The 26,414-nt window shown below is 71.6% G+C and carries 19 protein-coding genes and 1 tRNA gene; 14 read left to right on the top strand and 6 right to left on the bottom strand.

The features are described 5' to 3' along the window. Window positions 1-40: 40 nt before the first annotated feature. Window positions 41-1,015, top strand: coding sequence for an NAD(+) diphosphatase (gene nudC, locus ACFWGP_RS16815; protein ID WP_376931414.1), 975 nt, complete (start codon window positions 41-43; stop codon window positions 1,013-1,015). After that, entirely contained in the window at window positions 1,012-2,766 is a 1,755-nt protein-coding gene (locus ACFWGP_RS16820) for an ATP-dependent helicase (RefSeq protein WP_231430548.1), read from the top strand. Before nudC ends, ACFWGP_RS16820 begins: the two co-directional genes overlap by 4 nt. Before the next feature lie 828 nt (window positions 2,767-3,594). On the opposite strand, the gene ACFWGP_RS16825 is transcribed toward ACFWGP_RS16820, so the two are convergent. Continuing rightward, window positions 3,595-4,971, bottom strand: coding sequence for a zinc-dependent metalloprotease (locus ACFWGP_RS16825; RefSeq protein ID WP_374201106.1), 1,377 nt, complete (start codon window positions 4,969-4,971; stop codon window positions 3,595-3,597). Window positions 4,972-5,139: 168 nt separating this feature from the next. Here ACFWGP_RS16825 and ACFWGP_RS16830 point away from each other — a divergent pair, with 168 nt between their 5' ends. The 3 genes from ACFWGP_RS16830 to ACFWGP_RS16840 are packed head-to-tail and all read left to right on the top strand — an operon-like array spanning window position 5,140 to window position 10,129. Beyond that, the gene (locus ACFWGP_RS16830) at window positions 5,140-6,252 is read left to right on the top strand and encodes a PDZ domain-containing protein (protein ID WP_376931415.1); all 1,113 of its coding nucleotides are present in this window, start codon (window positions 5,140-5,142) and stop codon (window positions 6,250-6,252) included. 59 nt (window positions 6,253-6,311) lie between these two features. After that, window positions 6,312-9,263: a UPF0182 family protein gene (locus tag ACFWGP_RS16835; RefSeq protein WP_376931416.1), complete on the top strand. Its 2,952-nt coding sequence runs from the start codon at window positions 6,312-6,314 to the stop codon at window positions 9,261-9,263. A 2-nt stretch (window positions 9,264-9,265) separates the two neighbouring features. After that, entirely contained in the window at window positions 9,266-10,129 is an 864-nt protein-coding gene (locus tag ACFWGP_RS16840; RefSeq protein ID WP_376931417.1) for a class I SAM-dependent methyltransferase, read from the top strand. Between the two features lie 84 nt (window positions 10,130-10,213). On the opposite strand, the gene ACFWGP_RS16845 is transcribed toward ACFWGP_RS16840, so the two are convergent. Beyond that, the gene (locus ACFWGP_RS16845; RefSeq protein ID WP_376931418.1) at window positions 10,214-11,566 is read right to left on the bottom strand and encodes a glycoside hydrolase family 18 protein; all 1,353 of its coding nucleotides are present in this window, start codon (window positions 11,564-11,566) and stop codon (window positions 10,214-10,216) included. 303 nt (window positions 11,567-11,869) lie between these two features. Between ACFWGP_RS16845 and ACFWGP_RS16850 the strand changes: the two genes are divergently transcribed. Continuing rightward, a tRNA-Met gene (locus tag ACFWGP_RS16850) sits at window positions 11,870-11,943 on the top strand. Between the two features lie 91 nt (window positions 11,944-12,034). Here ACFWGP_RS16850 and ACFWGP_RS16855 read toward each other — a convergent pair. Next, entirely contained in the window at window positions 12,035-12,334 is a 300-nt protein-coding gene (locus tag ACFWGP_RS16855; RefSeq protein WP_376931419.1) for a hypothetical protein, read from the bottom strand. 163 nt (window positions 12,335-12,497) lie between these two features. Between ACFWGP_RS16855 and ACFWGP_RS16860 the strand changes: the two genes are divergently transcribed. Beyond that, entirely contained in the window at window positions 12,498-13,028 is a 531-nt protein-coding gene (locus ACFWGP_RS16860; RefSeq protein ID WP_231430556.1) for a ClbS/DfsB family four-helix bundle protein, read from the top strand. A 75-nt stretch (window positions 13,029-13,103) separates the two neighbouring features. Here the strand turns inward: ACFWGP_RS16860 and ACFWGP_RS16865 are convergent, their stop codons facing one another. Then, the gene (locus ACFWGP_RS16865; protein WP_376931420.1) at window positions 13,104-15,248 is read right to left on the bottom strand and encodes a hypothetical protein; all 2,145 of its coding nucleotides are present in this window, start codon (window positions 15,246-15,248) and stop codon (window positions 13,104-13,106) included. Between the two features lie 265 nt (window positions 15,249-15,513). Here ACFWGP_RS16865 and ACFWGP_RS16870 point away from each other — a divergent pair, with 265 nt between their 5' ends. Next, window positions 15,514-16,365, top strand: a complete 852-nt coding sequence (locus tag ACFWGP_RS16870; RefSeq protein ID WP_376931465.1) for a carbon-nitrogen hydrolase family protein — start codon at window positions 15,514-15,516, stop codon at window positions 16,363-16,365. On the opposite strand, the gene ACFWGP_RS16875 is transcribed toward ACFWGP_RS16870, so the two are convergent. Further along, window positions 16,348-17,568 carry an aminotransferase class I/II-fold pyridoxal phosphate-dependent enzyme gene (locus ACFWGP_RS16875; RefSeq protein ID WP_231430558.1) on the bottom strand — a complete coding sequence of 407 codons (1,221 nt, stop codon included), beginning with the start codon at window positions 17,566-17,568 and terminating at the stop codon, window positions 16,348-16,350. The genes ACFWGP_RS16870 and ACFWGP_RS16875 overlap by 18 nt on opposite strands. A 177-nt stretch (window positions 17,569-17,745) precedes the next feature. Between ACFWGP_RS16875 and ACFWGP_RS16880 the strand changes: the two genes are divergently transcribed. The 6 genes from ACFWGP_RS16880 (at window position 17,746) to ACFWGP_RS16905 (ending at window position 25,308) form a co-directional block, all read left to right on the top strand. After that, the gene (locus tag ACFWGP_RS16880; protein WP_231430559.1) at window positions 17,746-19,524 is read left to right on the top strand and encodes a trypsin-like peptidase domain-containing protein; all 1,779 of its coding nucleotides are present in this window, start codon (window positions 17,746-17,748) and stop codon (window positions 19,522-19,524) included. Between the two features lie 146 nt (window positions 19,525-19,670). Further along, complete coding sequence (locus tag ACFWGP_RS16885) at window positions 19,671-20,726, top strand: glycosyltransferase family 2 protein (RefSeq protein ID WP_275505708.1); 1,056 nt, start codon at window positions 19,671-19,673, stop codon at window positions 20,724-20,726. 7 nt (window positions 20,727-20,733) lie between these two features. Continuing rightward, window positions 20,734-21,546: a CDP-alcohol phosphatidyltransferase family protein gene (locus ACFWGP_RS16890; protein WP_231430562.1), complete on the top strand. Its 813-nt coding sequence runs from the start codon at window positions 20,734-20,736 to the stop codon at window positions 21,544-21,546. A gap of 61 nt (window positions 21,547-21,607) precedes the next feature. Further along, window positions 21,608-22,453, top strand: coding sequence for a glycosyltransferase family 2 protein (locus ACFWGP_RS16895; protein ID WP_231432307.1), 846 nt, complete (start codon window positions 21,608-21,610; stop codon window positions 22,451-22,453). An 810-nt stretch (window positions 22,454-23,263) separates the two neighbouring features. Continuing rightward, entirely contained in the window at window positions 23,264-24,574 is a 1,311-nt protein-coding gene (locus ACFWGP_RS16900; protein WP_231430564.1) for a CDP-glycerol glycerophosphotransferase family protein, read from the top strand. A gap of 140 nt (window positions 24,575-24,714) precedes the next feature. Further along, the gene (locus tag ACFWGP_RS16905) at window positions 24,715-25,308 is read left to right on the top strand and encodes a hypothetical protein (RefSeq protein ID WP_275505709.1); all 594 of its coding nucleotides are present in this window, start codon (window positions 24,715-24,717) and stop codon (window positions 25,306-25,308) included. A gap of 50 nt (window positions 25,309-25,358) precedes the next feature. Here ACFWGP_RS16905 and ACFWGP_RS16910 read toward each other — a convergent pair whose 3' ends face one another. Next, window positions 25,359-26,387, bottom strand: coding sequence for a hypothetical protein (locus ACFWGP_RS16910; RefSeq protein WP_376931421.1), 1,029 nt, complete (start codon window positions 26,385-26,387; stop codon window positions 25,359-25,361). Between the last annotated feature and the right edge of the window lie 27 nt (window positions 26,388-26,414).

A 26,414-nucleotide genomic window follows, 5' to 3' on the forward strand; every position in this document is an offset into this window, starting at 1 on the left:
CGCGGTGACGACTCCCGCAGACCGCAGTGAGAGGGGCCCAGTGACCGAGCACGACCCGCTGCCGCCGTTCGCGCGGGCCGTGATCGATCGCGACGCCGGGCGCCGCACCGCTCCCGGATTCGAGTCCTCGTTCGACGCCGACCCGGCCTCGCGGGTGCTCTTCGTGCACGGCGACCGCGTGCTGCTGACCGAGCAGGTCGACGGGTCGGCGCCGGCGCTCGAGCTGCGTCGGCCGTCGGCGGCCCCGGCGGGCGACCTGCGCATCTACCTCGGTCGCGATCCGCGTTTCGCGTACGAGGCGCGCGTCGTCGACGACGACACGGCCGCCGCGCTCGAGCCCGAGGCTGCGCGCTGGCAGGGCCTCCGAGCCGTGGCCACGGCCGTCGACGCGCTCGACGCCGGTCTCTTCGTCGAGGCGCTCGCCCTCGCGAACTGGCATGCAGCGCACGGATTCTGCCCTCGGTGCGGCTCCACCACCTCACCCGGCCAGGCCGGATGGGTCCGGCGCTGCGACCGCGACGACGCACTGCTGTTCCCGCGCACCGACCCCGCGGTGATCATGCTCGTCACCGACGACCACGACCGCCTGCTGCTCGGCTCCAACGCACTGTGGGAGCAGCGCCGGTTCTCGCTGCTCGCCGGCTTCGTCGAGCCGGGCGAGTCGCTCGAGGAGGCGGTCGTGCGCGAGATCGCCGAGGAGGCCGGCATCGCCGTCGACCGGGTCGAGTACCGCGCCTCGCAGCCGTGGCCGTTCCCTGCGAGCCTCATGCTCGGCTTCGCCGCGCGAGTCGCCCCCGGCGCGGACCCGGCGACCGCGACCCCCGACGGCGAGGAGATCCTCGAGCTCAGGTGGTTCACGCGCGACGAGTTGGCCGACGCGTGGGGCGGGGTGCTCCTGCCCGGGGCGACCTCGATCGCCCGGTGGCTCATCGAACAGTGGTACGGCGGCCCGGTCGAGACCGCCCCGCAGGAACCCGACCGCGCACCCGCGGTCGCCGAGCGGTCGGGCGCGTGACCGACGTCGACGCCCGCACCACCGGCGACCCGCTGCTCGACGGGCTCGACGACGAGCAGCGCATCGTGGCGGAGGCGCTGCACGGACCGGTCTGCGTGCTCGCCGGCGCCGGCACCGGCAAGACCCGGGCCATCACGCACCGGATCGCCTACGGCGTCGCCTCGGGCTCGTACGATCCCGCGCGGGTGATGGCCCTCACCTTCACCGCCCGTGCAGCGGCCGAGCTCCGGGGGCGGCTCGCGGCGCTCGGCGCCGGTGCCGTGCGCGCACGCACGTTCCACGCCGCCGCGCTGGCGCAGCTCAACCACTTCTGGCCGATCGTCGTCGGCGGACCGGCGCCGCGCGTGCTCGACTACAAGGGGCGTGCGCTCGGGCAGGCGGCCGAGCGGGTGAACCTCAAGGTCGACACGCCGACCCTGCGCGACGTCGCCGCGGAGATCGAGTGGCGCAAGGTCGGCCTGCACGGCCCCGAGGCGTATCGCGCCCGGCTCGAAGGCCGCGGCGCCCCCGGGCGGCTCACGATCGAGCAGTTCGTCGAGCTCGTCGAGGCGTACGAGCAGGTCAAGGACGAGCGGCGCATGATCGACTTCGAAGACGTGCTGCTCACCACCGCGGGGATGATCGAGACCGAGGCATCCGTCGCGCTGCAGGTGCGCGAGAGCTACCGGCACTTCATCGTCGACGAGTACCAGGACGTCTCGCCGGCGCAGCAGCACCTGCTGGAACTCTGGCTCGGCGATCGCACCGAGCTGTGCGTCGTCGGCGACGCGAGCCAGACCATCTACTCGTTCGCCGGCGCGACGAGCGACTACCTGCTCGGCTTCGAGCGCCGCTACGACGACGCGACGATCGTGCGGCTCGAGCGCAACTACCGGTCGACCGGGCCGATCGTCGACACGGCGAACCGCTTGATGCGGGGCCGCGAGGGCGCGCTGCGCCTCGAGGCGGTCACCGACGGGCGGGCGGATGCCCCTGAACCCGAGGTCACCGAGTACGCGAACGACCTCGCCGAGGCGAGGGGCGTCGCGACGCTCATCCGCGATCGCGTCGATGCGGGCGTGACGCCCGATCGCATCGCGGTGCTCATGCGCGTCAACTCCCAGTCGGCGATCCTCGAGCACGCGCTCGACGAGGTCGGCGTCGGGTCGCGGGTTCGCGGCGCGGCGCGGTTCTTCGACCAGCCCGAGGTGCGCCAGGCGGTGCACGCGCTCCGGGCCGCCGCGCTCACGATCACGGGCGAACCGCTGTTCAAGTCGGTGAGCGACGTGCTGCGTTCGCTCGGCTGGAGCGTGCAGGCGCCCGACGGGCCGGGCGCGGTGCGCGCACGGTGGGAGTCGCTCAACGCGATCGCCCGACTCGTCGACGACGCCCCCGCCGGGACGACCTTCCGTCAGTTCGCCGACGACCTCCGCGCGCGCGCCGAGGCCCAGCACGAGCCCGCGCTCGCGGTGGTGACGCTCGCGACGCTGCACTCGGCGAAGGGCCTCGAATGGGACGAGGTGTTCCTCGTCGGCCTCAACGAGGGCATGCTGCCGATCGCGTACGCCAAGGGCTTCGACGCCATCGACGAGGAGCGGCGACTGCTCTACGTCGGCCTCACGCGGGCACGGCGACGCCTGCGATTGAGCTGGGCCCGGCAGGGCGACGGCCAGCGAGGGGAGCGGGAGCCGTCGCGATTCCTGCAGGAGCTCGGCACCCGCACTCCGGATGCGGCCGATAGGAGGTCGACGGCGACGTCTCGCCCGGTCTGAGGCTCGCCGCGATGAGCGATTCGTCGCCGCGCCGGAGTCGATCGTCGACGGCACCGGCCGCCGCGACGGCGGCGTCGAAGAGCGCGCGGATGCCTCGGGGCAGGGACGGTGCCGGGGAACCGGCGAGCTGCGCGGCGATCACCGGCCATGCCGGGTCGCGATCGCGTCGCTCGAGCTCGAGGCAGCGCACGCACGGCCCGCGGCCGGGCTCGACGAGCGGCCCGACGCGCCAGCCCCGGTCGTCATCGACGACGACGAGGTGCGGCACGTCCGCCCGGAGCCAGCGCAGGTGCTGCGAGGGCGGCACGACCCAGTGCGCGGCGAGGACCGCCAGCGCAGGCACCGCGGCGGCCGTGGCGCCGTCGAATTCGGCGGGGGTGGTCGTGGCGTGGCCGAGATGGGCGAGCATGGCCGACAGGCGCGCGGCGAAGGGTGCCGGCCCGTCGACGACGACGAGTGCCCGCGCCCCCGTCTCGGCGGGTGCACGGTCGGAGGCGTCGTCGGCCTCGTCGGAGTCCGCGACGAACGCCGGCGCGAGCAGCGCGAGCACGCGATCGATGTCGCCGGGAGACCCGTCGAGGCCGGCGCCGATCGTGCGCACCGTCGCGAGGCTCGCGCCGTGGCGCAGCAGGCCGATGAGCCCGGTCTCGAGCGGGCCGGGGTCGTCGATGATCACGCGCGGGGTCTCGGCGCCGAGCTGCAGCTCGACGGGCGAGCGCCAGACGAGCGGGAGGGCCGGATCGATTCGCGGAGCCATGCCGAGAGCATGCCCCAGGACCCGACACCGCCGCGGAATCCTTCCACAGGGTGCCCTCGTGCGATGAGCGCTCAGGCCTCGGGCGACTCGCCGTCTTCTCCGGGGCCGGCCGGCGTCTCGCCGCGGAGGAGCTGCTCGAGGGCCTGGTCGAACTCGTCGTCGGCCTCGTTCTCGGCGCTGTCGGCACCGGTGAGCCGTGCGATGAGCCCGCTCGGGTCGTCGAGGTCGTCGGCCGTCGGCAGGAGGTCGGGATGCGCCCACAGCGCGTCGCGCGCCTCGACGCCGACCGCGTCGGTGACGGCCCGCCACATCGCGGTCGCCTCGCGGAGGCGGCGCGGACGCAGCTCGAGGCCGACGAGCGTCGCGAACGCCGACTCGGCGGGGCCGCCCGACGCACGTCGCCGTCGGATCGTCTCGGCGATCGCGTCGGTACGGGGGAGTCGGCCGGTCGCGTCGGCGGTGGCGGCGTCGACCCAGCCCTCCACGAGCGCGAGCATCGTCTCGAGGCGGGCGAGGGCGCCCTGCTGCGCCTCGCTCTTCGGGCGGATCAGCGCACCCGACACGACCGCCTGCCGCAGCTCTTCGGTGTTCGACGGGTCGAAGCCCTCGGCCAGCTGCTCGAGCCGGTCGGTGTCGATGTCGATGCCCTTCGCGAACGCGGTGATCGCCGTGATGAAGTGCAGCCGCAGCCACCGCGCGTGGCGGAAGAGCCGAGCGTGCGCGAGCTCGCGCACGGCGAGGTACAACTCGACCTGGTCGGTGGGGATGTCGAGGCCCTGGCCGAACTCGGCGGCGTTCTGCGGCAGGATGGCCGCCCGCGAGTCGTCGAGCAGGGGCAGCCCGACGTCGCCGCCGGAGACGACCTCGGTCGAGAGCTGGCCGACGACCTGGCCGAGCTGCATGGCGAACAGCGTGCCGCCGATGCCGCGCAGCATGCGGCTCGCGTTCTCGATCATGCCGCGCATCTCTTCGGGCGCCTGCTCGAGCATCACGCGCGTGAGCGCGTCGGAGATCGAGAGGGCGACCGGTTCGGCCAGCTGCGTCCAGATCGGCATCGTCGCGGCGACCCACGCCCTGCGGGTGAGGAGTTCGGGCGTCTGCGGCAGCGACGAGAAGTCGACCGCCTCGTCGAGCCACAGCGAGGCGACCTGGAACGCCTGGTCGAACCGGGCCCGCTCGGCGTCGGAGATCTGCTGCTGGCCCGCCGCGGCGCGCTCCTCGCCCTGTCGGGTGGCGATGCTCCAGTCGATGCCGTCGCCGCTGTGGTTCATCGCCTGCTGCAACTGCCCGAACAGCGCCGCGACGCTCGCCGGGTCGTCGGGCAGGCCGGCCGCGCCGGCGAGCTTCGACGGGTCGATGCCACCGGCACCCGAGAGCAGCTCCCGCAGCATCTCGCGGAACTCGTCCTCCGGGCTCCGGTCGCCGGGTTCACCCTGCTGATCGGCCACGTGCGCCACCTCCACGTCTCGTCGCTTCAACCGTAACGCGACGATCCCGGGTGGCGACCGGGAAATGGCCTAGGCTGGCTCTTCGGGTGTCCGCCCTTCGCGAACAGCGCCGGCCTGGCCGCCCCCGCAACCCCCGCACCCGCTGCGATCGGCGCGAAAGGATGCCCGATGGCCCTCTTCTCCGACGACTCCTCGTCGGCGCATCACCGGCACGAGTGGTCGCTCCGCGAGCGCATCGGCTGGGGCTCCGTCACGGTCGCGGTCGTGATCGGGCTCGTCTTCGCCGTGATGCCGTCGCCCTACGTGATCGAGGCGCCCGGTCCCGTCTACGACACCCTCGGCTCGGCCGAGAACGCCGATGGCGATCAGGTGCCGCTGATCCACATCCCCGGCGAGACGACCTATCCGACCGACGGCGAGCTCAACCTGCTCACGGTCTCCGTGTTCGGCAAGCCCGGCAACACCCCCAGCTGGATCGAGGTGATGACGGCATGGTTCGACCGCACGCGCTCGGTCATGCCGATCGAGGCCGTCTTCCCGCCCGGGGTGTCGAACTCCGACCGCGATGCGCAGAACCAGGCCGCGATGGTCGACTCCCAGCAGGACGCGATCGCGGCGGCGCTCGTGGAGCTGGGCTACGACTTCCCCCGCGAGGTGACCGTCGTGTCGCTGCTCGACGACTCGCCCGCGGCCGGGGTCATCGAGCCCGACGACGTCATCGTCTCGCTCGACGGCACCCCGGTGCACTCGATCGGCGAACTGCAGCAGGCGGTCGGCGAGCACGGCACGGACGACCCGGCGGAGATCGTGATCGAGCGCGACGGCGAGCAGCAGACCGTCGAGGTGACACCGGTCGACAACGGGGGCACGCCCGTGCTCGGGGTCGGCGTTCGCATGCACTACGAGTTCCCGGTCGACGTCGAACTGCAGCTCGACAACGTGGGCGGCCCGAGCGCCGGCATGATGTTCGCGCTCGGCATCGTCGACGAGCTGACGCCGGGCGCCATGACCGGCGGCGAGGTCGTCGCGGGCACCGGCACGATCGACTCGGCGGGCCGGGTGGGCCCGATCGGCGGCATCCGCCAGAAGCTGTGGGGTGCCGAGGGCGCGGGCGCCGACTGGTTCCTCGCGCCCGAGTCGAACTGCGACGAGGTGGTCGGGCATGTCCCCGACGGCCTGAACGTCTTCGCGGTGTCGACGCTCGACCAGGCGCGCACGATCGTCGAGGACCTCGCCGACGGCGAGGTGACGGGTTCCTACCCGTCGTGCGACGCCTCCTGACCAGCAGATTCCAAGCATCGCGACTCTAGGATGGAGTCCCGATCCCATCCCGACCGAACATGAGGCCGAGAGTGTCAGCACAGCCGCAAGAACCGAGGATTCCGCGCCGTCGCGCGCCGATCGCCATCACGATCGGCATCGTGGTGGTGCTCGTCATCGCGTTCTTCGTGTTCACCGGACTCTACGCCGACGTGCTCTGGTACCAGCAGCTCGGATTCCTCTCGGTGCTCACCACCGAGTGGATCGCTCGTGCCTCGCTGTTCGTGATCGGCTTCCTCGCGATGGCCCTGCCGGTGTGGGGCTCGATCCAGATCGCGTACCGCACGCGCCCGGTGTACGCGAAGCTCAACTCGCAGCTCGACCGCTACCAGGAGGTGTTCGAGCCGCTCCGCCGGCTCGCCATGTACGGCATCCCGGTGGTCCTCGGCGTCTTCGCCGGTGTCTCCGCCTCGAGCCGCTGGGAGGTCACCCTCGCGTGGCTGAACCGCACCCCGTTCGGGCAGACCGACCCGCAGTTCGGCCTCGACATCGGGTTCTACATCTTCGAGCTCCCCTTCTATCGCGGGGTCGTCGGCTTCGCGTCGGCGGTCGTCCTGCTCTCGGTGCTGCTCGTCATCGCGACGAACTACCTCTACGGTGCCATCCGCGTCTCGGGCCGCGAGGTCGTCATCTCGAAGTCGGCGCGCATCCAGATCGCGGTCACGGCGGGCATCTACCTCCTGCTGCAGGGCATCAGCATCTGGCTCGACCAGTACGCCACCGTCACCGAATCGGGCTCGCTCATCACGGGTGCCGCGTACACCGACGTCAACGCGGTGATCCCGGGCCGAGGCATCCTCGCCGGTGTCGCGGTCGTCGTCGCCGTGCTCTTCTTCGTGACCGCGATCATCGGAAGGTGGCGGCTGCCCCTCATCGGCACGGCGCTGCTCATCGTCACGAGCCTGCTCATCGGCACCCTCTACCCGTGGGTCGTGCAGCGCTTCCAGGTCGACCCGAGCGCGAAGTCGCTCGAGGCGCCGTACATCCAGCGCAACATCGACCTCACCCGCGACGCGTACGGCGTCGCGGAGGTCGAGGAGATCCCGTTCGAGGCGAAGACCGACGCCGAGCCGGGCGCGCTCCGCTCCGACGCCGAGACGACCGCGAACATCCGCCTGATGGACCCGCTCGTGATCTCGCCCGCCTTCGAACAGCTCGAGCAGTTCCGCCAGTACTACCAGTTCCCGAAGCAGCTCGACGTCGACCGCTACGACATCGACGGTGAGACCCAGGACACCGTGGTCGCCGTCCGCGACGTCAAGCTCTCGGGCCTCGGCGATGCCGAGACCTGGTTCAACTCGCACCTCGTGTACACGCACGGCTACGGCCTCGTCGCCGCGGCCGGCAACCAGCGCTCGGTCGACGGCCAGCCCGTCTTCATCCAGTCCGGCATCCCGCAGTCGGGCACGCTCGGCGACTTCGAGCCTCGCGTGTACTTCGGCGAGGGATCGCCGCAGTACTCGATCGTGGGCGGCCCGAAGGGCAGCGATCCGATCGAGCTCGACTACCCGGCGGGCGGCGACAACGAGCAGCAGACGCAGACGACCTTCGCGGGCGACGGCGGGCCGAAGCTCGACAACGTGTTCACGAAGCTCGTCTACGCGCTCAAGTTCCAGTCGGAGCAGATCTTCCTCTCCGACGAGGTCACGACCGACTCGCAGATCCTCTACGATCGCGACCCGATCCAGCGCGTGCAGAAGGTCGCGCCGTACCTCACGCTCGACTCCGACACCTACCCGACCGTCGTCGACGGGCGCATCGTGTGGGTCGTCGACGGGTACACGCTGAGCGACCAGTACCCGTACTCGAACAAGGTGAGCATGTCGGAGGCGATCGCCGACAGCGAAGGCCTCACCCCGTCGCTCGCGTTCGACGAGGTCAACTACATCCGCAACTCGGTGAAGGCCACGGTCGACGCCTACGACGGCACGGTCACGCTCTACGCGTGGGACGAAGAGGACCCCATGCTGCAGACGTGGCAGAAGGTCTTCCCGACGACGGTCGAGCCGATGAGCAAGATGTCGGGCGAGCTCATGAGCCACGTGCGCTACCCGTCCGACCTGTTCAAGGTGCAGCGCGCCGTGCTCGGCCGCTACCACGTCACCGAGGCGAGTCCGTTCTACTCGCGCGAAGACGCGTGGACGACGCCGAAGGAGCCGACCGCGGGCGCGAACACCGCCTTGCTGCAGCCGCCGTACTACCTGACGATGCAGATGCCGGGCCAGGACGCACCGGCCTACTCGCTCTACTCGACGTTCATCCCCGAGGCGCGGGGCGACCAGAGCCGCAACGTGCTGCGCGGGTATCTCGCGGTCGACTCCGACGCAGGTGCAGAAGACGGCAAGCGGTCGGACGGCTACGGCAAGCTCAGGCTGCTCACGCTCCCCGAGGACGACAACGTGCCCGGCCCCGGCCAGGTCCAGGCGAAGTTCAACTCCGATCCGAGCGTGTCGCAGTCGCTCAACCTGCTGAAGCAGGGCCAGTCCGACGTCATCAACGGCAACCTGCTCACGGTGCCCGTCGGCGGGGGACTGCTCTACGTGCAGCCGGTCTACGTGAAGTCGACGGGCAACACGAGCTACCCGCTGCTGCAGAAGGTGCTCGTCGCGTTCGGCGACCAGATCGCCTTCCAGGACACGCTCGACCAGGCGCTGAACGTGCTGTTCGGCGGTGACTCGGGCGCGACCACGGGCGACGAGAACGTCGAGCCCGAGCCGGGCGGCGAGGGCGAGAACGGCGGTTCGACGCCGACGACGCCCGAGACGCCGAGCGACGAGATGCAGGCGCTGCTGAACCAGGCCAAGCAGGCGCTGAAGAACAAGCAGACCGCACTCGCGGAGGGCGACTGGACCGCATACGGCCAGGCCGACGCGCAGCTGGCCGACATCATCTCGAAGATGATCGCCCTGACCGACGAGTCGGGCGGCGGCACGACCGACGGCGGCACGACCGACGGCGGTTCAGGCGACTGACGATGGGCTTCGACCTGCGCGACGGCGAGTGGCTCGACGACAACCGGGCCAACTGGGACGAGCGCGTCGGGGTGCACCTGGCGAGCGACTTCTACGACCAGGCGCCGCTGCGCGCCGGCGGGGGAGTGCTCGACCCGATCGCCGCGGCCGGCATCGACCGGCTGCATCCCGACGGCCTCGAGGGCGTCCGGGTGCTGCACCTGCAGTGCCACTTCGGCTCGGACACGCTCTCGCTCGTGAACCGCGGCGCGACGGCGGTCGGCATCGACTTCGCCCCCGCGGCCGTCGCCGAGGCTCGGCGCATGGCCGCCGAGCTCGGCGTCGAAGGTCGCGCGCGGTTCATCGAGTCCAACGTCTACGACGCCCGGCACATGCTGCCGGAGCCCGAGTCGTTCGACCTCGTCTTCGCGACCTGGGGCACGATCAACTGGCTGCCCGACATCGCCGAGTGGGCGCGCATCGTCGCCTGGTTCCTGAAGCCGGGCGGTCGCCTGTACTTCGCCGAGGGGCATCCGTCAGCGATGGTGCTCGACGGGGCCGACGGACCCGGTGGGTTGCCGACGATCAGCTACGCGTACGACAACGCCGGGCAGCCCGACGTGCTCGACGATCCGAGCGACTACGCCGACCCCGGGGCGAAGCTCGTCAACTCCCGCAACTGGGAATGGCTGCATCCGCTCAGCACGGTGCTCGGCGCGCTGCGCGACGCCGGCCTCGAGATCGAGGCGTTCGACGAGCACTACTCGGTGCCGTGGCAGATCTACCCGGCGACGCCCGCGCTCGGCGAGGGCATGTACGGCTGGCCGGCCGAGCACTGGCTGCCGCTCTCCTACGAGATCGTCGCGCGCAACCCGTCGGCGGCGTAGCGACGCGCGTCGGGCCCGCGACCGCGAGCAGCACGGATGCCTCGGAGCGTGCCCGCTCCGAGGCATCCGCCGTCCTCCGGGGAATCAGCCGAGCGGGCCCTCCTCGGCCGCGCGCAGCGTCTCACCGAGCGCGCCGCCGAGCTCGTTGCGGTAGTCGCCCGAGAGGTCCCACCACATCGCGCCGCCGTAGCCCTGTTCGGCGAGCCATTCGGCCTTCTGCTCGACCGACTTCGGGTCGTCGAGGCTCCACCACTGGCCGGTCGCCGCGTCGTAGCGCCAGGAGGCGCCGATCGCGGGGTCGTAGTAGCCCTCGCCGATCGAGCGGATCTCGTAGTACGGCTTCGTGCCGATCGAGCTGACGGCGGGGTCGGGCGTCCACACGGCGCGGTCGCCGACGGTCACGCCCGTCCAGCCCTGGCCGTAGGCGGGGATGCCGACGTTGAGCTGTTCCGGCCGGGCGCCGGCGGCCGTGTAGAGGCCGACCGCGTTGTCGAGGGCGAGGCCCCAGTTGTTCGAGCCGTCCGGGTGCAGGTTGCCCTGGTGGCCCGTGTTGCCCGTCCAGCCGCCCGCGTAGTCGTAGCCCTGGATGTTGAGCCAGTCGACGACGTCGAAGAGGCGCGGGTCGGTCCAGCCGCCCGCGTTCGTGTTCCAGCCGCCCGCGGGGGCGAACGCGGTCAGCAGGTAGTCCTCGCCCGTCTCGGCGCCGTACACGTCGAGCTGGCGGCGGAACTCCTCCATGAGCGCGAGGAAGTTCTCACGGTCGGCGGGGGAGGCGTTGGCCGTCTCGCCGCCGTTGACCGGCCACTCCCAGTCGACGTCGATGCCGTCGAAGACGCCGGCCGCGGCGCCGGGGCCGCCGAGATGGCCGACCCTCGGCAGGTCGCCCTTCAGGTAGAGGTCGATGCACGACGAAACGAGCCGCTCGCGGCTCTCGGCGGTCGCCGCGGCGGCCGAGAAGTTGTCCGACCAGGTCCAGCCGCCGAGCGAGATGAGCACCTTCGTCTCGGGGCTCACGGCCTTGAGCTTCTTGAGCTGGTTGAAGTTGCCGGCGAGGCGCTGATGCCGGTTCGGCAGGTCGCGCTTGCCGTCGACCGAGTCCTGCGGCGAGACGAGTCGCAGGTAGTCGTTGTACGCATCGCCCTCGCCCGCGACATCCGTGATCTCGCAGGTGAGGTTCGCGGTGACGTTGCCGAACGCGTAGTTGATGTGGGTGACGTCCTCGATGGCACCCGTCGTGAGCAGGTCCTCGATCTCGAAGTCACGGGTCACCGGGGTGTCGGCCATCAGGTAGCCGACGCTGCGGTAGCCGTTGATGTCGCTCGGGCCTTCGGGCCCGTCGTGGCCCTTCGCAACGGCGGGGGCGGCCGCGGAGGCGGCGATGAGCGCGGTGGTGGCGGCGGCGATGGCCGCGCCGCGCAGGAGGGGGCGTGGTGACATGGAATCCTCATCGATCGTGGTCTGCCGGCCGCCGCGGGTGCGGCGGTTGCCGGGACACTACCAAGGCCGTCCACGTAAGTTAAGACTCCTCACAAAGGTTCGCGGATGTCGCGAGCGAAGCCGCACGGTCGCTGTGGAGACCTCCAATCGAATCGCGCGGGCGTGCACATGCTGCACACCCGCGGCCGAGGGCTCGGCGTGATTTCCGCCTCCCGATGAGCGTGCTCGCCGCAGCGGTCGCGGGGTCGAGAAGGCGGCCGATTGGACGGTGCCCGTTTCCCGTGCTAGTGTTTTCTCTTGTGCCGCGGGGTGGAGCAGTTCGGTAGCTCGCTGGGCTCATAACCCAGAGGTCGTAGGTTCAAATCCTGCCCCCGCAACGAGAAGAAGGCCCGGAATCGTCGAGATTCCGGGCCTTCTGCTTTTCTGCGCCGGGCACTTGCACGGGAGACGTCACCGTCTGCGGCGGCGTCAATTCCCATCGCGTCGCTTCGTCTCGTCGGTGTAGTCGGCCTTGTGCCAGTGCTCGCCCTGCGCCGCGCGCCAGCGGCCCTCTCGTCGCTGCGCCGCCCCGCGACCGGCCGCCGCATCGGCGTCGGTCTCGGAGTCGACCTGGGCGTCCGCCTCGACGTCGGCGTCGACCCGCGCGTCGGCGTCAGCCTGGGCGTCGGCGGCGTCGGCCTCGTTTCCGGAGGCGTCGAGCGATCCGCCTTCGGTCTCCCAACGCTCGTCCGCTCGAGCGCCTTCGCGTGGAGCGCGTTTCTTGTTCATGGGCACCTCCTCTTCAGCGCCCGGAGTCCGTGATGTCCTCCGCTTCGCAGTATCGGCACTCAACATGTGCGCACTCACAGGTAACCGGGCGCGCACGCGGCTCACGGCGATCGACGTGCACCGACCCGGCCGACCGCCGCCGTGGGGCCCCTACGATGGCCACATGCCCGTACCCGAGACCGCCGTCGCCCTCCAGGCCGCCGCGATGCGCGGATTCCGCACGCTCGAGGACGTGATCGACGTGATCCCGCCGGCCGTTCGCGATCGGCCGTTCCCGATCGCCCCTGCGTCCGCCGAGGCATCCGGCGTTCCGGGCGCCGGGCGCGACCGCGACCTGCAGGACGTGCTCAACCACCTGCACGCGTGGCACGAGCTGCTGCTCGGCTGGCTCGATGCGATCGATGCGGGCACGACGCCGGCCTATCCGGCCGAGGGCTACGACTGGGAGCACCTGGACGCACTCAACCGGTCGCTGCGCGACAAGTACCGCGTGCGCGACGTCGCGCGGGCGTTCGCCCGCGTCCAGGCGAGCCATGCCGCCGCCCTCGCGCGGGTGTCGGCCATCGGCGGCGACGTGCTCTTCGATGCGGATCGGTTCGACTGGCTCGGCGAGCCGCTCGCGGTGCCCGCGCACGAGTGTCTCGGCGGGCACTACGGCTGGGCCGTCGAGGCGATCGCGGCGCGGTTCGACTGACGCATGCCGGGGCCGGGAGGGTGCGAAATCCTCCCGGCCCCGAGCGGCTCGGCACGCCGAGCCGACGGCCCGGCCTCAGCCGGACTTGCGGTTCCCCGTGTTCGTGACCGTGAGCGTGTACCCGGCGTCGAGGTACGTCAGGTCGCCCGTCGGCAGGTTCGACACGAGCGTCACGAAGTCGCGGTTGTTGCCGCTCGCGCACTTCGTCTGGAAGCCGGCCTGCGAGATCGCGTCGCCCTCGAGCCGGTAGACGAAGTTGCCCGCGTCGTCGGTGATCTCGAAGGGCGAGTCGACGCCCGGCGTCAGGTCGCAGGTCGCGACGATCTGGAGCGTCCAGTTGTTGTCCTGGAGTCCCGTCGTCTCGAACCATTCGCCCTCGTCCGACGACAGCGTCGCCGCGGTGCCGTTCACCATCACGTCGTCGACGAACCAGCCCGTGTCGAGGTACGCCGCGTCGGTGGAGTACCGGAACTGCACGTCGGTCGTGCCGGCGGGCAGCTGCGCCGTGTAGTGCACGTACACCGGCTCGTCGACGAAGTACTCACCGCCCGAGGTGCCGGTCAGGCCGTTGCCCGTCGGGTTGTTGCCGTGCGGGTCGTCATCAGTCGTCACCGCGGTGCCGGCGTCGTCGACGAGGGGCACCGTGACCCACTCGCCGCCGACGAGCGCCTCGACGAATCCGTAGTCCCAGCCCTCCTCGATGAAGTGCCAGGTCCAGAAGTCGAGCGAGGTCACCGCTCCGGTGACGTCCACGTCGAGGACGTTCTCCGACTGGCTCTCGTAGCCGGCGTACCAGTGCGTGTCGCCGGTGTGGGGTGCGATCCGCGTGGTGTCGTCGCCGTCGAGCGCGACGGTGACGGTCGGCCCGGGGTTGCGGAAACGCTCGACCTGGATGCCGTACGGCAGCGCCACGTCGCTCGAGGGGTTCGCCCGGCGCAGCCACTTGGCCTCGGGCTGGGCGCCCTGGTTCGAGCCCCGGCCCTCCCAGAACTGGTCGTCGGCGATGTCGAAGGTCCAGTTCGTGAACGCGGGGTCGCCGAAGTCGACGGCCTTGATGTCGAAGCGGTCGGATGCCTCGTCGTCGAGGTAGACGGCGACCGCCCAGTCGCGGTAGAGGTCCTCGGCCGAGCGGAGCTCGGCGCCCGTCTCGCCGTTGAAGGCGTCGATGGCGGCCTGCACGCCCTCCATGCCGTCGGCCGGGTTCTCGAAGATGAGCTTGATCAGCAGGTCGCCGCCCTCGCCGTCGTATTCGAGATCGGGTTCGTAGGTTCCGTCGCCGTTGCCGCCGGCCTGCTCCCACAGGTACTGGAAGAAGGTGTACGCGGCGCCGTAGTTCTCGAGGCCGCCGCCCCACCTGGTCAACGACGTCTCGGCGTAGAACACCTGGTGGTAGGTGAGGTGCGAGCCTCCGACGTCGTAGCCGTTGAGGAACACCGCGAAGTCGGCGAGGCCCTCGTCGACCCAGGAGAGTTCCCCGGGATCGCTGTAGTTGTGCAGCAGGTGCTCCAACTCGTGCGCGATGACGCCCTCGTAGAGGGTCGGCTGGTCGTTGTCGGGGTCGTCGTCGTTCCACTCCGAGTCGGCGGGGCCGACCCGGTTCGCCCAGTCGTACGCGTCGATCACGATGGCGTTCATGCCCGACGAGTCGATGAACTCGGGGGCGAAGTACCCGGCGGTGTACGTGGTCTCCGTGCAGTCGTAGTACTGGGTGTCCTGCACGTTGTAGACCACCATGACGAGCGAGTCGCTCGCGGGCTCGTCGGGGTCGGCCGCGTCCATGGGCCCGAAGTGCTCCTCGTCGACGGCGACGATCTGGTTCGAGAGCTCGGCGCCCATGTAGTCGATCTGCGCCTGCGTGAGCGTGTAGTCGGCGACGTCGGCGTCGGCGCACGGCACGAACTCGTCGTCGGGGGTGGGGTCGAAGGCGGGGTCGAGGCTGTCGACGCCGGTCGGCGCGCTGCCGTCGAGCGGCGTGCCCACGGGCACGTAGATGTACACGGGGGTGTCGTCGGGCGTCGTGCCCGCGTAGACCCGGGTGAAGTCCTGGTCGTAGGTGCCGCCGGCCTCGCTGTCGTTGATCGGCAGCGTGATCGTCGGTTCGCCCGGAAGGTTCAGGTGGTCGTCGGCCTGGGCCGGCATGGCGGATGCCGCGACGAAGGCCGCGGCGGCGACGGCGATGCTCGTGGCGGCGCCGACCGCCCTTGATGGTGCTCGGAGCACGGCGGTGTCCCATTTCTCTCGTGGACCCGTGGCGCCGGACGGTCTGCCCTTCGTCGCGCGGGACCGATCTGTTCGGAGTCCGCGTCGTCGCGGCCTCCGTGATGAACCCGGCCAGTACAGCACCTCGGAATTCTCATCGGAAGGGGCTTGCACACCCGCCCGTGATGCGCAGTACCGCGTCGCCACCCGCCGATCGGGAGTGCGGGCGACGCTTCGCGGCCAGGCCCGGGCCTACGCTGGTGGCATGGTGGACGGCGAGGTCGTGATGGATGACGAACGGAGCGACGGCGAGGCATCCGGCGGTGACCTGGGGGTCGCCGTCGCGCAGTTCGCACCTGTTGCGGATGTCGCGGCGAATCTCGACACGATCGAGGGGCTCGCCCGCACGGCGGTGGCGCGCGGCGCGCGGCTCGTCGTGCTCCCCGAGTACTCGATGTTCTTCACCGCCGAGCTCGGCCAGGAGATGGCCGATACCTCCGAGCCGATCGACGGCGCCTTCGCGGGCGCGCTCGGCGCGCTCGCGGGCGACCTCGGCGTGCACCTCGTCGCGGGCATGCTCGAGCAGGCCTCCGACCCCGAGCGCTTCTCGAACACGCTCGTCGCGTTCGACGACGACGGGCGGCTCGTGGCGACGTATCGCAAGCAGCACCTCTACGACGCGTTCGGGCAGCGGGAGTCCGACCGGGTGGTCGCGGGGGCGGTCGACGCACCCGAGATCTTCACCGTCGACGGCGTGCCGGTGGGGATGCAGACCTGCTACGACCTGCGATTCCCCGAGGTCACGCGCACGATCGTCGACGCCGGGGCCGAACTCGTGCTCGTGCCGGCCGAGTGGGTGCGCGGCCCGCTGAAGGAGCACCACTGGCGCACGCTCGCGACCGCGCGCGCGATCGAGAACACCGTATACCTCGCCGCCGCCGACCAGACGCCGCCCGTCGCGGTCGGCAACAGCTTCGTCATCGACCCCATGGGCACCGAGCTCGCGGGCCTCGGCGAGCAGGCCGGCGTCGCGGTCGCCTGGGTGTCGCGCGAGCGCGTCGCCGCCGTCAGGCGGGTGAACCCGGCGCTCGCGCTGCGCCGGTACGCGGTCGTGCCCCGCTCAGCCGCGACCGAGTGAGGCGAGACGCGCGGAGGCCTCCTCGAGCACGGGCATGCGCTTGCAGAACGCGAAGCGCACGAGGCTGCGATACGCGTCATGGCGGTCGGGGTGCACGAACGCCGACACGGGCACCCCGACGACGCCCGCTCGCCCCGGCAGCTCGCGGCAGAGCCGCGCCGCGTCCGAGTGGCCGAGCGGCGAGGCATCCGCGACGACGAAGTAGCCCGCCTGCGGCGGCGAGACCGCGAACCCGGCCGACTCGAGGCCCGCGGCGAGCAGGTCGCGCTTCGCGGCGAGCGCCGCCGCGGCGCCGGCGAAGAACTCGTCGGGCAGGTCGAGCCCGGTCGCGATCGCCGGCTGGAACGGCGCCCCGTTCACGTAGGTCAGGAACTGCTTCACCGCGAGCACGGCGCTCACGAGCGGTGCGGGTGCGCTGAGCCAGCCGATCTTCCACCCTGTCGTCGAGAACGTCTTGCCGCCCGACGAGACCGAGATCGTGCGCTCGCGGGCACCGGGGAACGTCGCGATCGGGCGGTGCGGCGCGTCGAAGACGAGGTGCTCGTACACCTCGTCGGTCACGATGAGCACGTCGTGGAGCTCCGCGAGGCGCACGATCTCGGCGAGCACGTCGTCGTCGAACACGGCCCCCGTCGGGTTGTGCGGCGAGTTGACGATGATCATGCGAGTCCGGTCGGTGATCGCGCGGGCGAGCGAGTCGAGATCGGGCCGCCAGCCGGGGAACGTGAGCGGCACCGTGCGGTGCACGCCGCCCGCGCGCGCGATGAGCGCGGCATACGCGTCGTAGTACGGCTCGAAGGTCACGACCTCGTCGCCGGTGTCGACGAACGCGAGGATCGTCGCGGCGAGCGCCTCGGTCGCGCCAGCGGTCACGAGCACCTCGGACGCCGCGTCGAGCTCGATCCCGTACCACCGGGACCAGTGGCGCGCGATCGCCTCGCGCAGCACCGGCATGCCGATGCCGGGCGGGTACTGGTTGAGCCCGGCCGCGATCGCATCGCGGGCCGCGTCGAGCACGGCGGCCGGGCCGTCCTCGTCGGGGAACCCCTGGCCCAGGTTGATGGCCCCGGTGCGTGCGGCGAGGGCGCTCATCTCGGCGAAGATCGTGGTGGCGATCGCACCGTCGGCGCCGAGCAGGCCCGCCCCGGCCGCCGTGCGCTGCCACGGGCTGAGACCGGCGGTCACGGGGGAGAAGTCGCTCATCTTCACACCGTACGCGAGGCTCGGGCCGGTACGCTGGCGCCGGGCCCTCGGGTCGCCCGGGCCCGGGGCGGACCACTGCCGGATGAATCACTGCTCGCTGATAGCCGAGACATAGACTCCGCAAATCCCCCGCACAGGCTGCCGCGGGATGCTGGCATCGCTTTGGAAGGAGCAGACATGACCGACACGACCAACGGCGCCACGGGGGAGCCCCGCGAGGCCGACGTCCCCGCGGAGCAGACCACGCCCGTGACCAGCACCACCGACGCTGCCGCCGTTTCGGCCGCGACCGGGGCCGGCCCCACCGAGGCCCACGAGACCACCACGCCCGAGGCGGCCGTCGAGACGACCGCCGTCACCACCACGCCCGACGCCGCCGTCGAGACGACCGCCGTCGAGACGGTCGCGAAGGCGGAGGCGCCCGCCGCCCCGGCTCCCGCCGCGCCGCAGCCGGCCCCTGCCGCGCCCGCGGCCCCGGCCGCCGCGACCGGCGTCGTGTACCAGCCGGGCCAGGCGCCCCAGCCCTACCACGCCCCGCAGTACGCCAAGCAGACGCAGGCGACCGCCCCGACGGCTCCGGTCGCGGGCCAGGTCCCCCCGGCCTTCGGCGGCCCGCAGCCGTCGCAGCCCACGGCGCCGATCGCCGGCGCCCCGGGCCAGCACGGCCCCGCGGCTTCCGCCAAGGAGCCCAAGCAGCGCAAGGTCGGACTCGGCGTCGCCGCCGCGATCGTGGCCGCCGCCCTCATCGGCGGTGCCTCGGGCGCCGGCATCACCGCGCTCGTCGCTGCGAACCAGCCGGCGAACTCGACGGCCGCGTCGAACTCGGCGCAGAACATCGTCGTCAACGACCCCGACTCGGTGAACCAGATCTCGGCGGTCGCCGCGAAGGCGAGCCCGAGCGTCGTGACCATCTCGGTCTCGAGCGGCGAGGGCGCGGGCACCGGCTCGGGCATCATCCTCTCGAAGGACGGCTACGTGCTCACCAACACGCACGTCGTGACCCTCGACGGCGCGACCGCCGACCCGACCATCCAGGTCAAGACGAACGACGGCCACCTCTACAAGGCCGAGCTCATCGGCACCGACCCGCTCAGCGACCTCGCGGTCATCAAGCTGGTCGACGCGTCGGGCCTCACCCCGCTCGAGTTCGCCGACTCGTCGAAGCTCAACGTGGGCGACACGGCGATCGCGATCGGCGCGCCGCTCGGCCTCTCGGGCACCGTGACGAACGGCATCGTGTCGGCGCTCAACCGCTCGATCGACGTCGCCTCCTCGGCGGCCCCGTCGACCCCCGACGACAGCACCGAGGGCGACGACAGCCAGGGCGACAGCGGCCAGGGCGACGGCGGCCAGAACGGCGACAGCCCGTTCGACTTCTTCTTCGACATCCCCGACGAGGGCGGCCAGTCGCAGGAGCAGGCGCCGCAGCAGCAGGCTGCGGGCGCGGGCCAGGTGGCGCTGCCGGTCATCCAGACCGATGCGGCCATCAACCCGGGCAACTCGGGCGGCGCGCTCGTCGACAGCGAGGGCAAGCTCATCGGCGTGAACGTCGCGATCCTCGGCACCGGCGACTCGTCGGGCGGTCAGAGCGGCAACATCGGCGTCGGCTTCGCCGTGCCGTCGAACCTCGCCGAGCGCATCGCGAAGGAGATCATCGAGAACGGCTCGGCCACCCACGGCCTGCTCGGCGCGACGGTCACCTCGGCCGCGGCCGACGAGCAGAGCGACACGGTCGGCGCGCTCATCACCGACGTCTCGTCGGGCGGCGCCGCCGAGAAGGCCGGCCTCAAGCAGGGCGACGTCGTCACCGGCTTCAACGGCCTGCCGATCACCGACCAGACCGACCTCACCGCCCAGGTGCGTGCACTGGCCGGCGGCGACAAGGCCGAGCTCACCGTCACCCGTGACGGCGACACCAAGACCGTGACGGTCGAGCTCGACACGTTCGAGGGCTGACCCAGAACGGCACGGATGCCTCGGCCCGAGGCCACGCGACGGGGCCGGATCGGATTCGATCCGGCCCCGTTCGGCGTCGCCCGGCGCGGCGCCCGCCGCGAGGCGTCGCCTGTTAGGCTCGATCGACCCGAGCACGAATGAGGAACATGCCCGAGCACCACCCCGAGACGGCACCGTCGTCGCTCGTCGGCGTGTCGTACGTCATGCCCGTGCTGAACGACGCCACCCACGTTCGGGCCGCCGTCGAATCGATCCTCGCGCAGGACTATCCGGGCCCGGTCGAGGTGCTCATCGCCCTCGGCCCGTCGATCGACGGCACGGCCGAGCTCGTCGGAGACCTCGCATCGCGCGACGACCGGGTGCGCGTGCTCGAGAACGCGGTGGGCTCGACCCCCGCGGGGCTCAACATCGGCATCCGCGCCGCGCAGTACCCCGTGGTCGTCCGGGTCGATTCCCACTCCATGCTGCCCGTCGACTACGCGCGCATCGCCGTCGAGACGCTCGAGCGCACGGGGGCCGACAACGTCGGCGGCATCATGGACGCGCGTGGCGAGACCCCCTTCGAACGAGCGGTCGCGCTGGCCTACACGACCAAGGTCGGGCTGGGCGGTTCGGCGTTCCACGTCGGCGGGGTCGAGGGCCCGGCCGAGACGGTGTACCTCGGCGTCTTCCGACGGTCGGCGCTCGAGCGGGTCGGGCTCTTCGACGAGTCGATCAAGCGCGGCCAGGACTGGGAGCTGAACCGTCGCCTGCGCGAGACCGGCGGCACCGTGTGGTTCACCCCCGAGCTCGCGGTGACGTACCGACCGCGCTCGAGCCTCGACCGGCTCGCGCGGCAGATGTTCTCGACGGGCCTCTGGCGGGGCGAGCTCGCCCGCCGTTTCCCGGCATCGAACGGCCTCCGCTACTTCGTTCCGCCGGCGATGGTCGTCGGCGTGACCATCGGCCTCCTGCTCGGCATCGGCGGGCTCGTGCAGCTCGCCGTGGGGGCCGCGCCGTGGCTGCTCCTCGGCTTCGCCGCACCGCTCGTGTACCTGGCCTTCGTCGTGGCGGCGACGATCGCCGAGGCCCGCGGCCGGGGTGCGGGCACCGCCGGCTGGTTTCTCGTAGTGTTGCCGTGCATACATGTCACGTGGGGCATCGGCTTCGTGCTCGGCTACCTGTCGCTGACGAGCAACATCGCACGGCACACGGGAAGGTGAGCACGGGATGACTGACGCCCGACCGGTGACGACCAGGCCGGCGAACATCGCAGAGCTGCGCGCCGTCGCGCAGCCGCCTGAGGTGCGCGGCCGCCGCAACGCCGAGCACTGGACCGCTTCGCTGTACCTCCGCCGGTTCTCGATCTACCTCACGTGGGCGCTGCTGAAGACCAGGATCTCGGCGAACGGCGTGACCGGGCTCATGATCCTCGTCGGCTGGTCGACGGCCGCCGCGCTCCTCATCCCGGGCGTCTGGGGCGCGCTCCTCGCGGTCGTGCTCGGGCAGCTGCAGATGCTCGTCGACTGCTGCGACGGCGAGGTCGCGCGCTGGCGGCGCACGTCGTCGCCCGCGGGCGTGTTCCTCGACAAGGTGGGCCACTACACGACCGAGGCGCTCATCCCGATCGCGCTCGGCATCCGCGCGGCCGCGTACCCGCTCGAGTTCCCCGAGGACTTCCTGTGGACCACGATCGGTGCGATGCTCGCGCTCGTGATCGTGCTCAACAAGGCGCTCAACGACATGGTGCACGTCGCCCGCGCGAACGCCGGGCTGCCGAAGCTCGCCGACACGCACGGCGAGACGGCGCCCCGCGGCGGACTCGTCGCGAAGCTGCGCAGAGCGGCGAGGTTCGTGCCGTTCCACCGCCTCTACCACTCGGTCGAGCTCACGCTCATCGCGTTCGCGGCGGCAGTCGTCGGGCTCTTCGCCGGCCAGCCCCTCGTCGACCGCATCGTCGTCGCGGCGTTGCTGCCGCTCGCCGTGCTCGCGGTGATCGGCCACTTCGTCGCGATCATGGCGAGCCGTCGTGTCCGGTCCTGACGTTCCGCTCCCGCCCGCGGCGGGCGCAGGCACCGCGACCGTCGGCGTCGTCGTGCTCACGATGGGCAAGCGGCCCGACGACCTCGCCCGCGGCATCCGCAGCGTGCTCGACCAGCGCGGCGTGGAGGTCGACGTCGTCGTGGTCGGCAACGGCTGGGACCCGGCGACCGCCGACCCGTCGCTGCCGGCCGGGGTGAAGACCCGGCACCTTCCCGAGAACCTCGGCATCCCCGCGGGTCGCAACGCCGGCGTGCCGCTCGTCGCGGGCGAGGCGCTCTTCTTCCTCGACGACGATGCGTCCCTGCCGAGCGACACGTTCCTCGCCGACGGCTGCCGTCTGCTCGCCGAGCGACCCGAGCTCGGGCTCATCCAGCCCCGGGTCGTCGACCCGACCGGTCTCGCCTCTCCGCGCCGCTGGATACCCCGGATCCGGAAGGGCGACCCGGCGCACTCGAGCCCGGTCTTCTCGTGCTGGGAGGGCGCGGTGCTCATGCCCCGCGCGGTCTTCGACGCGACGGGCGGCTGGGCCGACCCATTCTTCTACGCGCACGAGGGCATCGAGCTCGCGTGGCGCGTGTGGGACACCGGGCACATCGCCTGGTACGAGGGCGGCCTCGAGGCCGCTCACCCGGTGATCGATCCGGCCCGGCACTCGTACTACTACCGGCTCAACGCCCGCAACCGGGTCTGGCTCGCGCGACGCAACCTGCCCGCGGTGCTCGTGCCGTTCTACGTCGGCTCGTGGACAGCGATCCAGGTGCTGCGCTGGGCGCGGCGGCCCGCTGCGCTGGGCGCCTGGTTCGGCGGGTGGCGAGCCGGGTGGCGGGAGTCGCCCGGCGAGCGACGGCCGATCTCCTGGCGCACCGTCTGGCGGATGACTCGCGCAGGGCGCCCGCCCGTCGTCTGAGGCCGTTCTCCGGCCCCGGTGGTCGAGTAGCGTGGCGTCGCAGTCTCGCAGTCTCGCAGTCTCGCAGTCTCGCAGTCTCGCAGTCTCGCAGTCTCGCAGTCTCGCAGTCTCGCAGTCTCGCAGTCTCGCAGTCTCGCTGTCTCGCTGGTCGTTGGCGCCGCCGCAGGCGACGTATCGAGACCCAGATGCAGGACGATCCGTCGAGCCGGCTCTTCATGCACGGTGCCCGCCGAACAGTCCTGCAGCTTGCCACCGGTGCCGCCGCGCGGACGACCGCAGCTGCCGCGTCGACTCGACGAACGCAGGACGATCGGGTCGGCAGGCGCCCAACGCGGGGTGCCGACCGCAGAGTCCTGCAACTTGCCGCACCCGACGCCGCCGCCACTCTGTGGATGACCCGCTCATCGCACGCCTTCCGGCGGACCCACAGCGACGGCGGAGTGGTGGAGAGTGCGTCGACGGGTGCGAGGCGGGCCGACCTCGACGCCAACCAGTTCAGCCCGACCCGCACCGGCTCTGTCTCTGCCGAGCGTACTGAGCACACGGTGACCCTCGAGGCGGTGTTGTCGGCGGAGTATCGGTTCGGCGATTCGGGGTGGCGGCCCGATCTCGGGCGTTCTCGCGGTCGCGGGGTACCAGGTCGCTCGCGAGTGAGGTCGACACGGTGCTCACGATCGGTGCTTGCAAGGCGAACCCCTCGGGTCCGGGCTGTTGAGACTGACCACCGGCCGCCGTAACGATCGGCTCTCGGTCTCGGCCGCGCATCCGCCACGAGGCATCCGCCCAGCCGGGGCTCGCTACCCTTGGACGGTGGGATTGAGGAAAGACGCGCGTCGCGCCGTGAAGCTCGCGAAAGACATCATGTGGTCGCGGCGGGCGCAGCGGTCGCTCAAGGCGAAGCTCGCCGACCGGCCGCCGCTCGAGCCGCACCGCTACCGCGTCGGCGTGTACTTCGCCGACGGCAAGGTCAACCTCTACCAGCTGCGCCAGTGGTACGCCCCGCTCGCCGAGCTCGCCGAGACGCATCCGGTGCTGATCCTCAGCCGAGCCTCGGGCGCGGCGCTGAAGCTCCTCGACGAGTCGCCGCTGCCGGTCGCGTACGTGCGTCGCGTCGCCGACCTCGAGCGGGTCATCCATGAGCAGGACCTGCACGTCATCCTCTACGTGAACCAGAACGCGAAGAACTTCCAGATGATGCGCTACGGGCGCCGCTGGCACGTGTTCATCAACCACGGCGAGTCCGACAAGATGTACATGACCACGAACCAGTTCAAGGCGTACGACTACGCCCTGATCGCGGGCGACGCGGCTCGCGCGCGGCTCGACAAGGTGCTGTGGGACTACGACTTCGACAAGCGGGCGATCCCCATCGGGCGCCCGCAGGCCGACCACTACCTCGACGGCAGCCCGTTGCCGTACACGCCCGACGAGCGCGAGGTCGTGCTCTACGCGCCGACCTGGGAGGGCGACCGCGCGGCCGCCGCATACGGCTCGATCGCGTCGCACGGCGTCACCCTCGTCGAGGGCTTGCTCGCCACCGGGCGGCACCGGGTCATCTACCGCCCGCACCCGCGTTCGGGAGTGCTCGACGAGCAGTACGCCGCCGCGAACAAGCGCATCATCGCCGCGCTCGAGCAGGCGAACGCCGCCGACCCCACCGCGCAGCACGTGTTCGACGACGGGCCGAAGCTCGGCTGGCAGCTCGCGGCCGCCGACGTCGCGATCGTCGACATCTCGGCGATGGTCTACGACCGCCTCGCCGCCGGAAAGCCGCTGCTCATCACGCGCCCGGCGAACCCGGCCGCGCAGATCGACACGGGCGGCTACCTGCAGGCGTGCGAGTGGCTCGACGCCGGGGATGCCTCGGCCATGGTCGAACGCGTCGACGAGGTGGCGCACGACGAGCAGGCGCTCGAGCGCCTGAAGTTCTGGGTCGAACGCTACTTCGGCGACACGACGCCGGGGGTGACGACCGCCAGGTTCCATGCGGCGATCGACCACCTGATGGCCGAGTGGGAGCGCTTCGCGGCGCTGCACGCCGCTGACGGAGAGGTCGACGATCACGACGTCGAGGGCGAGGCGGCCGAATCGGGCGCGGGCGACGAGGCCGAGCTCGGGTGACACCCTGCTCGCCGGTCGAGTAGGCGCGCAGCGCCGTCTCCAGGCCACGACCACGCCCGCTGGTCGAGGAGCGTCGACGCGAAGCGGTGACGCGTCTCGAAACCCGTCGCGTCCCTCCGAAGTCGACCTACACTGACGTCATGGCGCAGCTCATCACCGAAGCCGACCTCGACGACCTCGAGCTCCGGGTCTCCGACGGCCCGGGCCATCACACGGCGCAGGCCGAGCTGCTCGAGCGATGGGCGGTCGAGGGCGACGGGTTCGTGCTCGGCGACGGAGTGCGGCGCGCGCAGCTGCTGTTCATCGCGGCCGAGCACCTCGAAGCGGCCGGTGAGCTCGATCGCGCACTCGCGGTCGCGCGGCGTGCCGCCGAGGCATCCGATGTCGAACCGGGCGAGGCGGGCGGAACGCTCGTGTCGATCTTGCTCGATCTCGGTGAGCGCGACGCGGCGATCGCCGAGGCCGACCGGCTGCGCGCCGCCCGGCTCGACGACTGGTGGCGGTTGCTCGACGTCGCCGAGGTGTTCGAGCTGGCCGACGAGCTCGAGCTCGCGGAGCGCTGGTTCGTGATCGCGCTGCGCTGCGTCGAGCGCGACCCCGAGCACGACGTCGACGACCGCATCGCGGCCCTCGCCGGGCGCTACCGGGTGCGCCGCGACGCCGGCAAGGCCGAAGACGTGCTCGACGTCGAGACGCGGGAACTCGCGGGGCTGCTCGGAGTGGAACTGGGATAGGGGGCTGCGCTCGAGGCCCGGCCCCGGTCAGGCCGGAGGCCCGGCCCCGGTCAGGCCGGAGGCGCGGCCGCTTCGCCGCCGCCGCCAGCATCTGCGGTCGGCGTGTCACGGGCATCTGCGGTGTCGCGGGCATCGGTCTCCGCGGTCGCGCGTCGAGCTGCGATCTGCGCGAACGGCCGCTTCGCCGCCCGCCCGACCGCGCCGCCGACGACGCCGGCAGCACGAGCGACTCGCCGGCCCGCCGCCACGACGGCCGCGTCGTCGCCGACGGGCTCGAGCTCGGACGGCAGCAGTGCGGGCGCCTGCCCGAACGCGAGTCGCGACTGGGCGAGCACCTTGCGGCCGAGCATGTGGTTGCCGACGCCGCCGATCGCGGCGCCGATGCCGAACGGGATCGCCTTGCCGATGATCCCCGCGCCGCCGCGCACGGCGAACTGCCTCATGAACGTGCGGCGCAACTGGTCGACGACCGTGCCCATCACCGCCTTCGGCAGGCTGTTCGTGATGAGCTCGCCCCAGTACGCGCTGCGTGCGACGCCGGAGCCGGTCACCTGGCCCGCGAACTGGCGGACGAGATCACTGCCCTCGTCGCCGAGCATGAGGGTCATCACGAGCGCACGCGCGCGTTCGGGATTCTCCAGCGGGATGCCGTGCACCTCGGTGACCGACTGGGCGAACAGGGCCGTGGCCTCGAGGAAGCCGGCGGTCTCGACCCCCGACAGGGCGAGCGTGATGCCGGTGCTGATGCCCGGGATCACCGCGGTCGCACCGACGGCGGCGCCGCCGGTCGTCACGGCCGTGAGGTAGCGGCGCTCGAGGATGCGGACGAGCTGATCGGGCGTCGCGCCGGGGGCTCGCCGGCGGATGCTCCGGAGGTGCGCGACGACGACCGGTCGCTGGATGGCGAGCGCACGATCGATCGCATGCTCGACGCCATGGGCACGTCCCCCATCGACGGTCGGTGCAGCTGACGGCCGCCCATCGGCGTTCGCGTGCCCGGAGTGCTCGTCGGCGTGCCCGGAGTGCTCGCGAGGCGCACCGGAGTCCATCGACGTGATCGTGTGCACCGGCTCGGCCATGCCGTCGATCCTAGATCGCCCCGACTG

Source organism: Agromyces sp. NPDC127015, assembly GCF_042725165.1.
GTDB lineage: Bacteria > Actinomycetota > Actinomycetes > Actinomycetales > Microbacteriaceae > Agromyces > Agromyces chromiiresistens.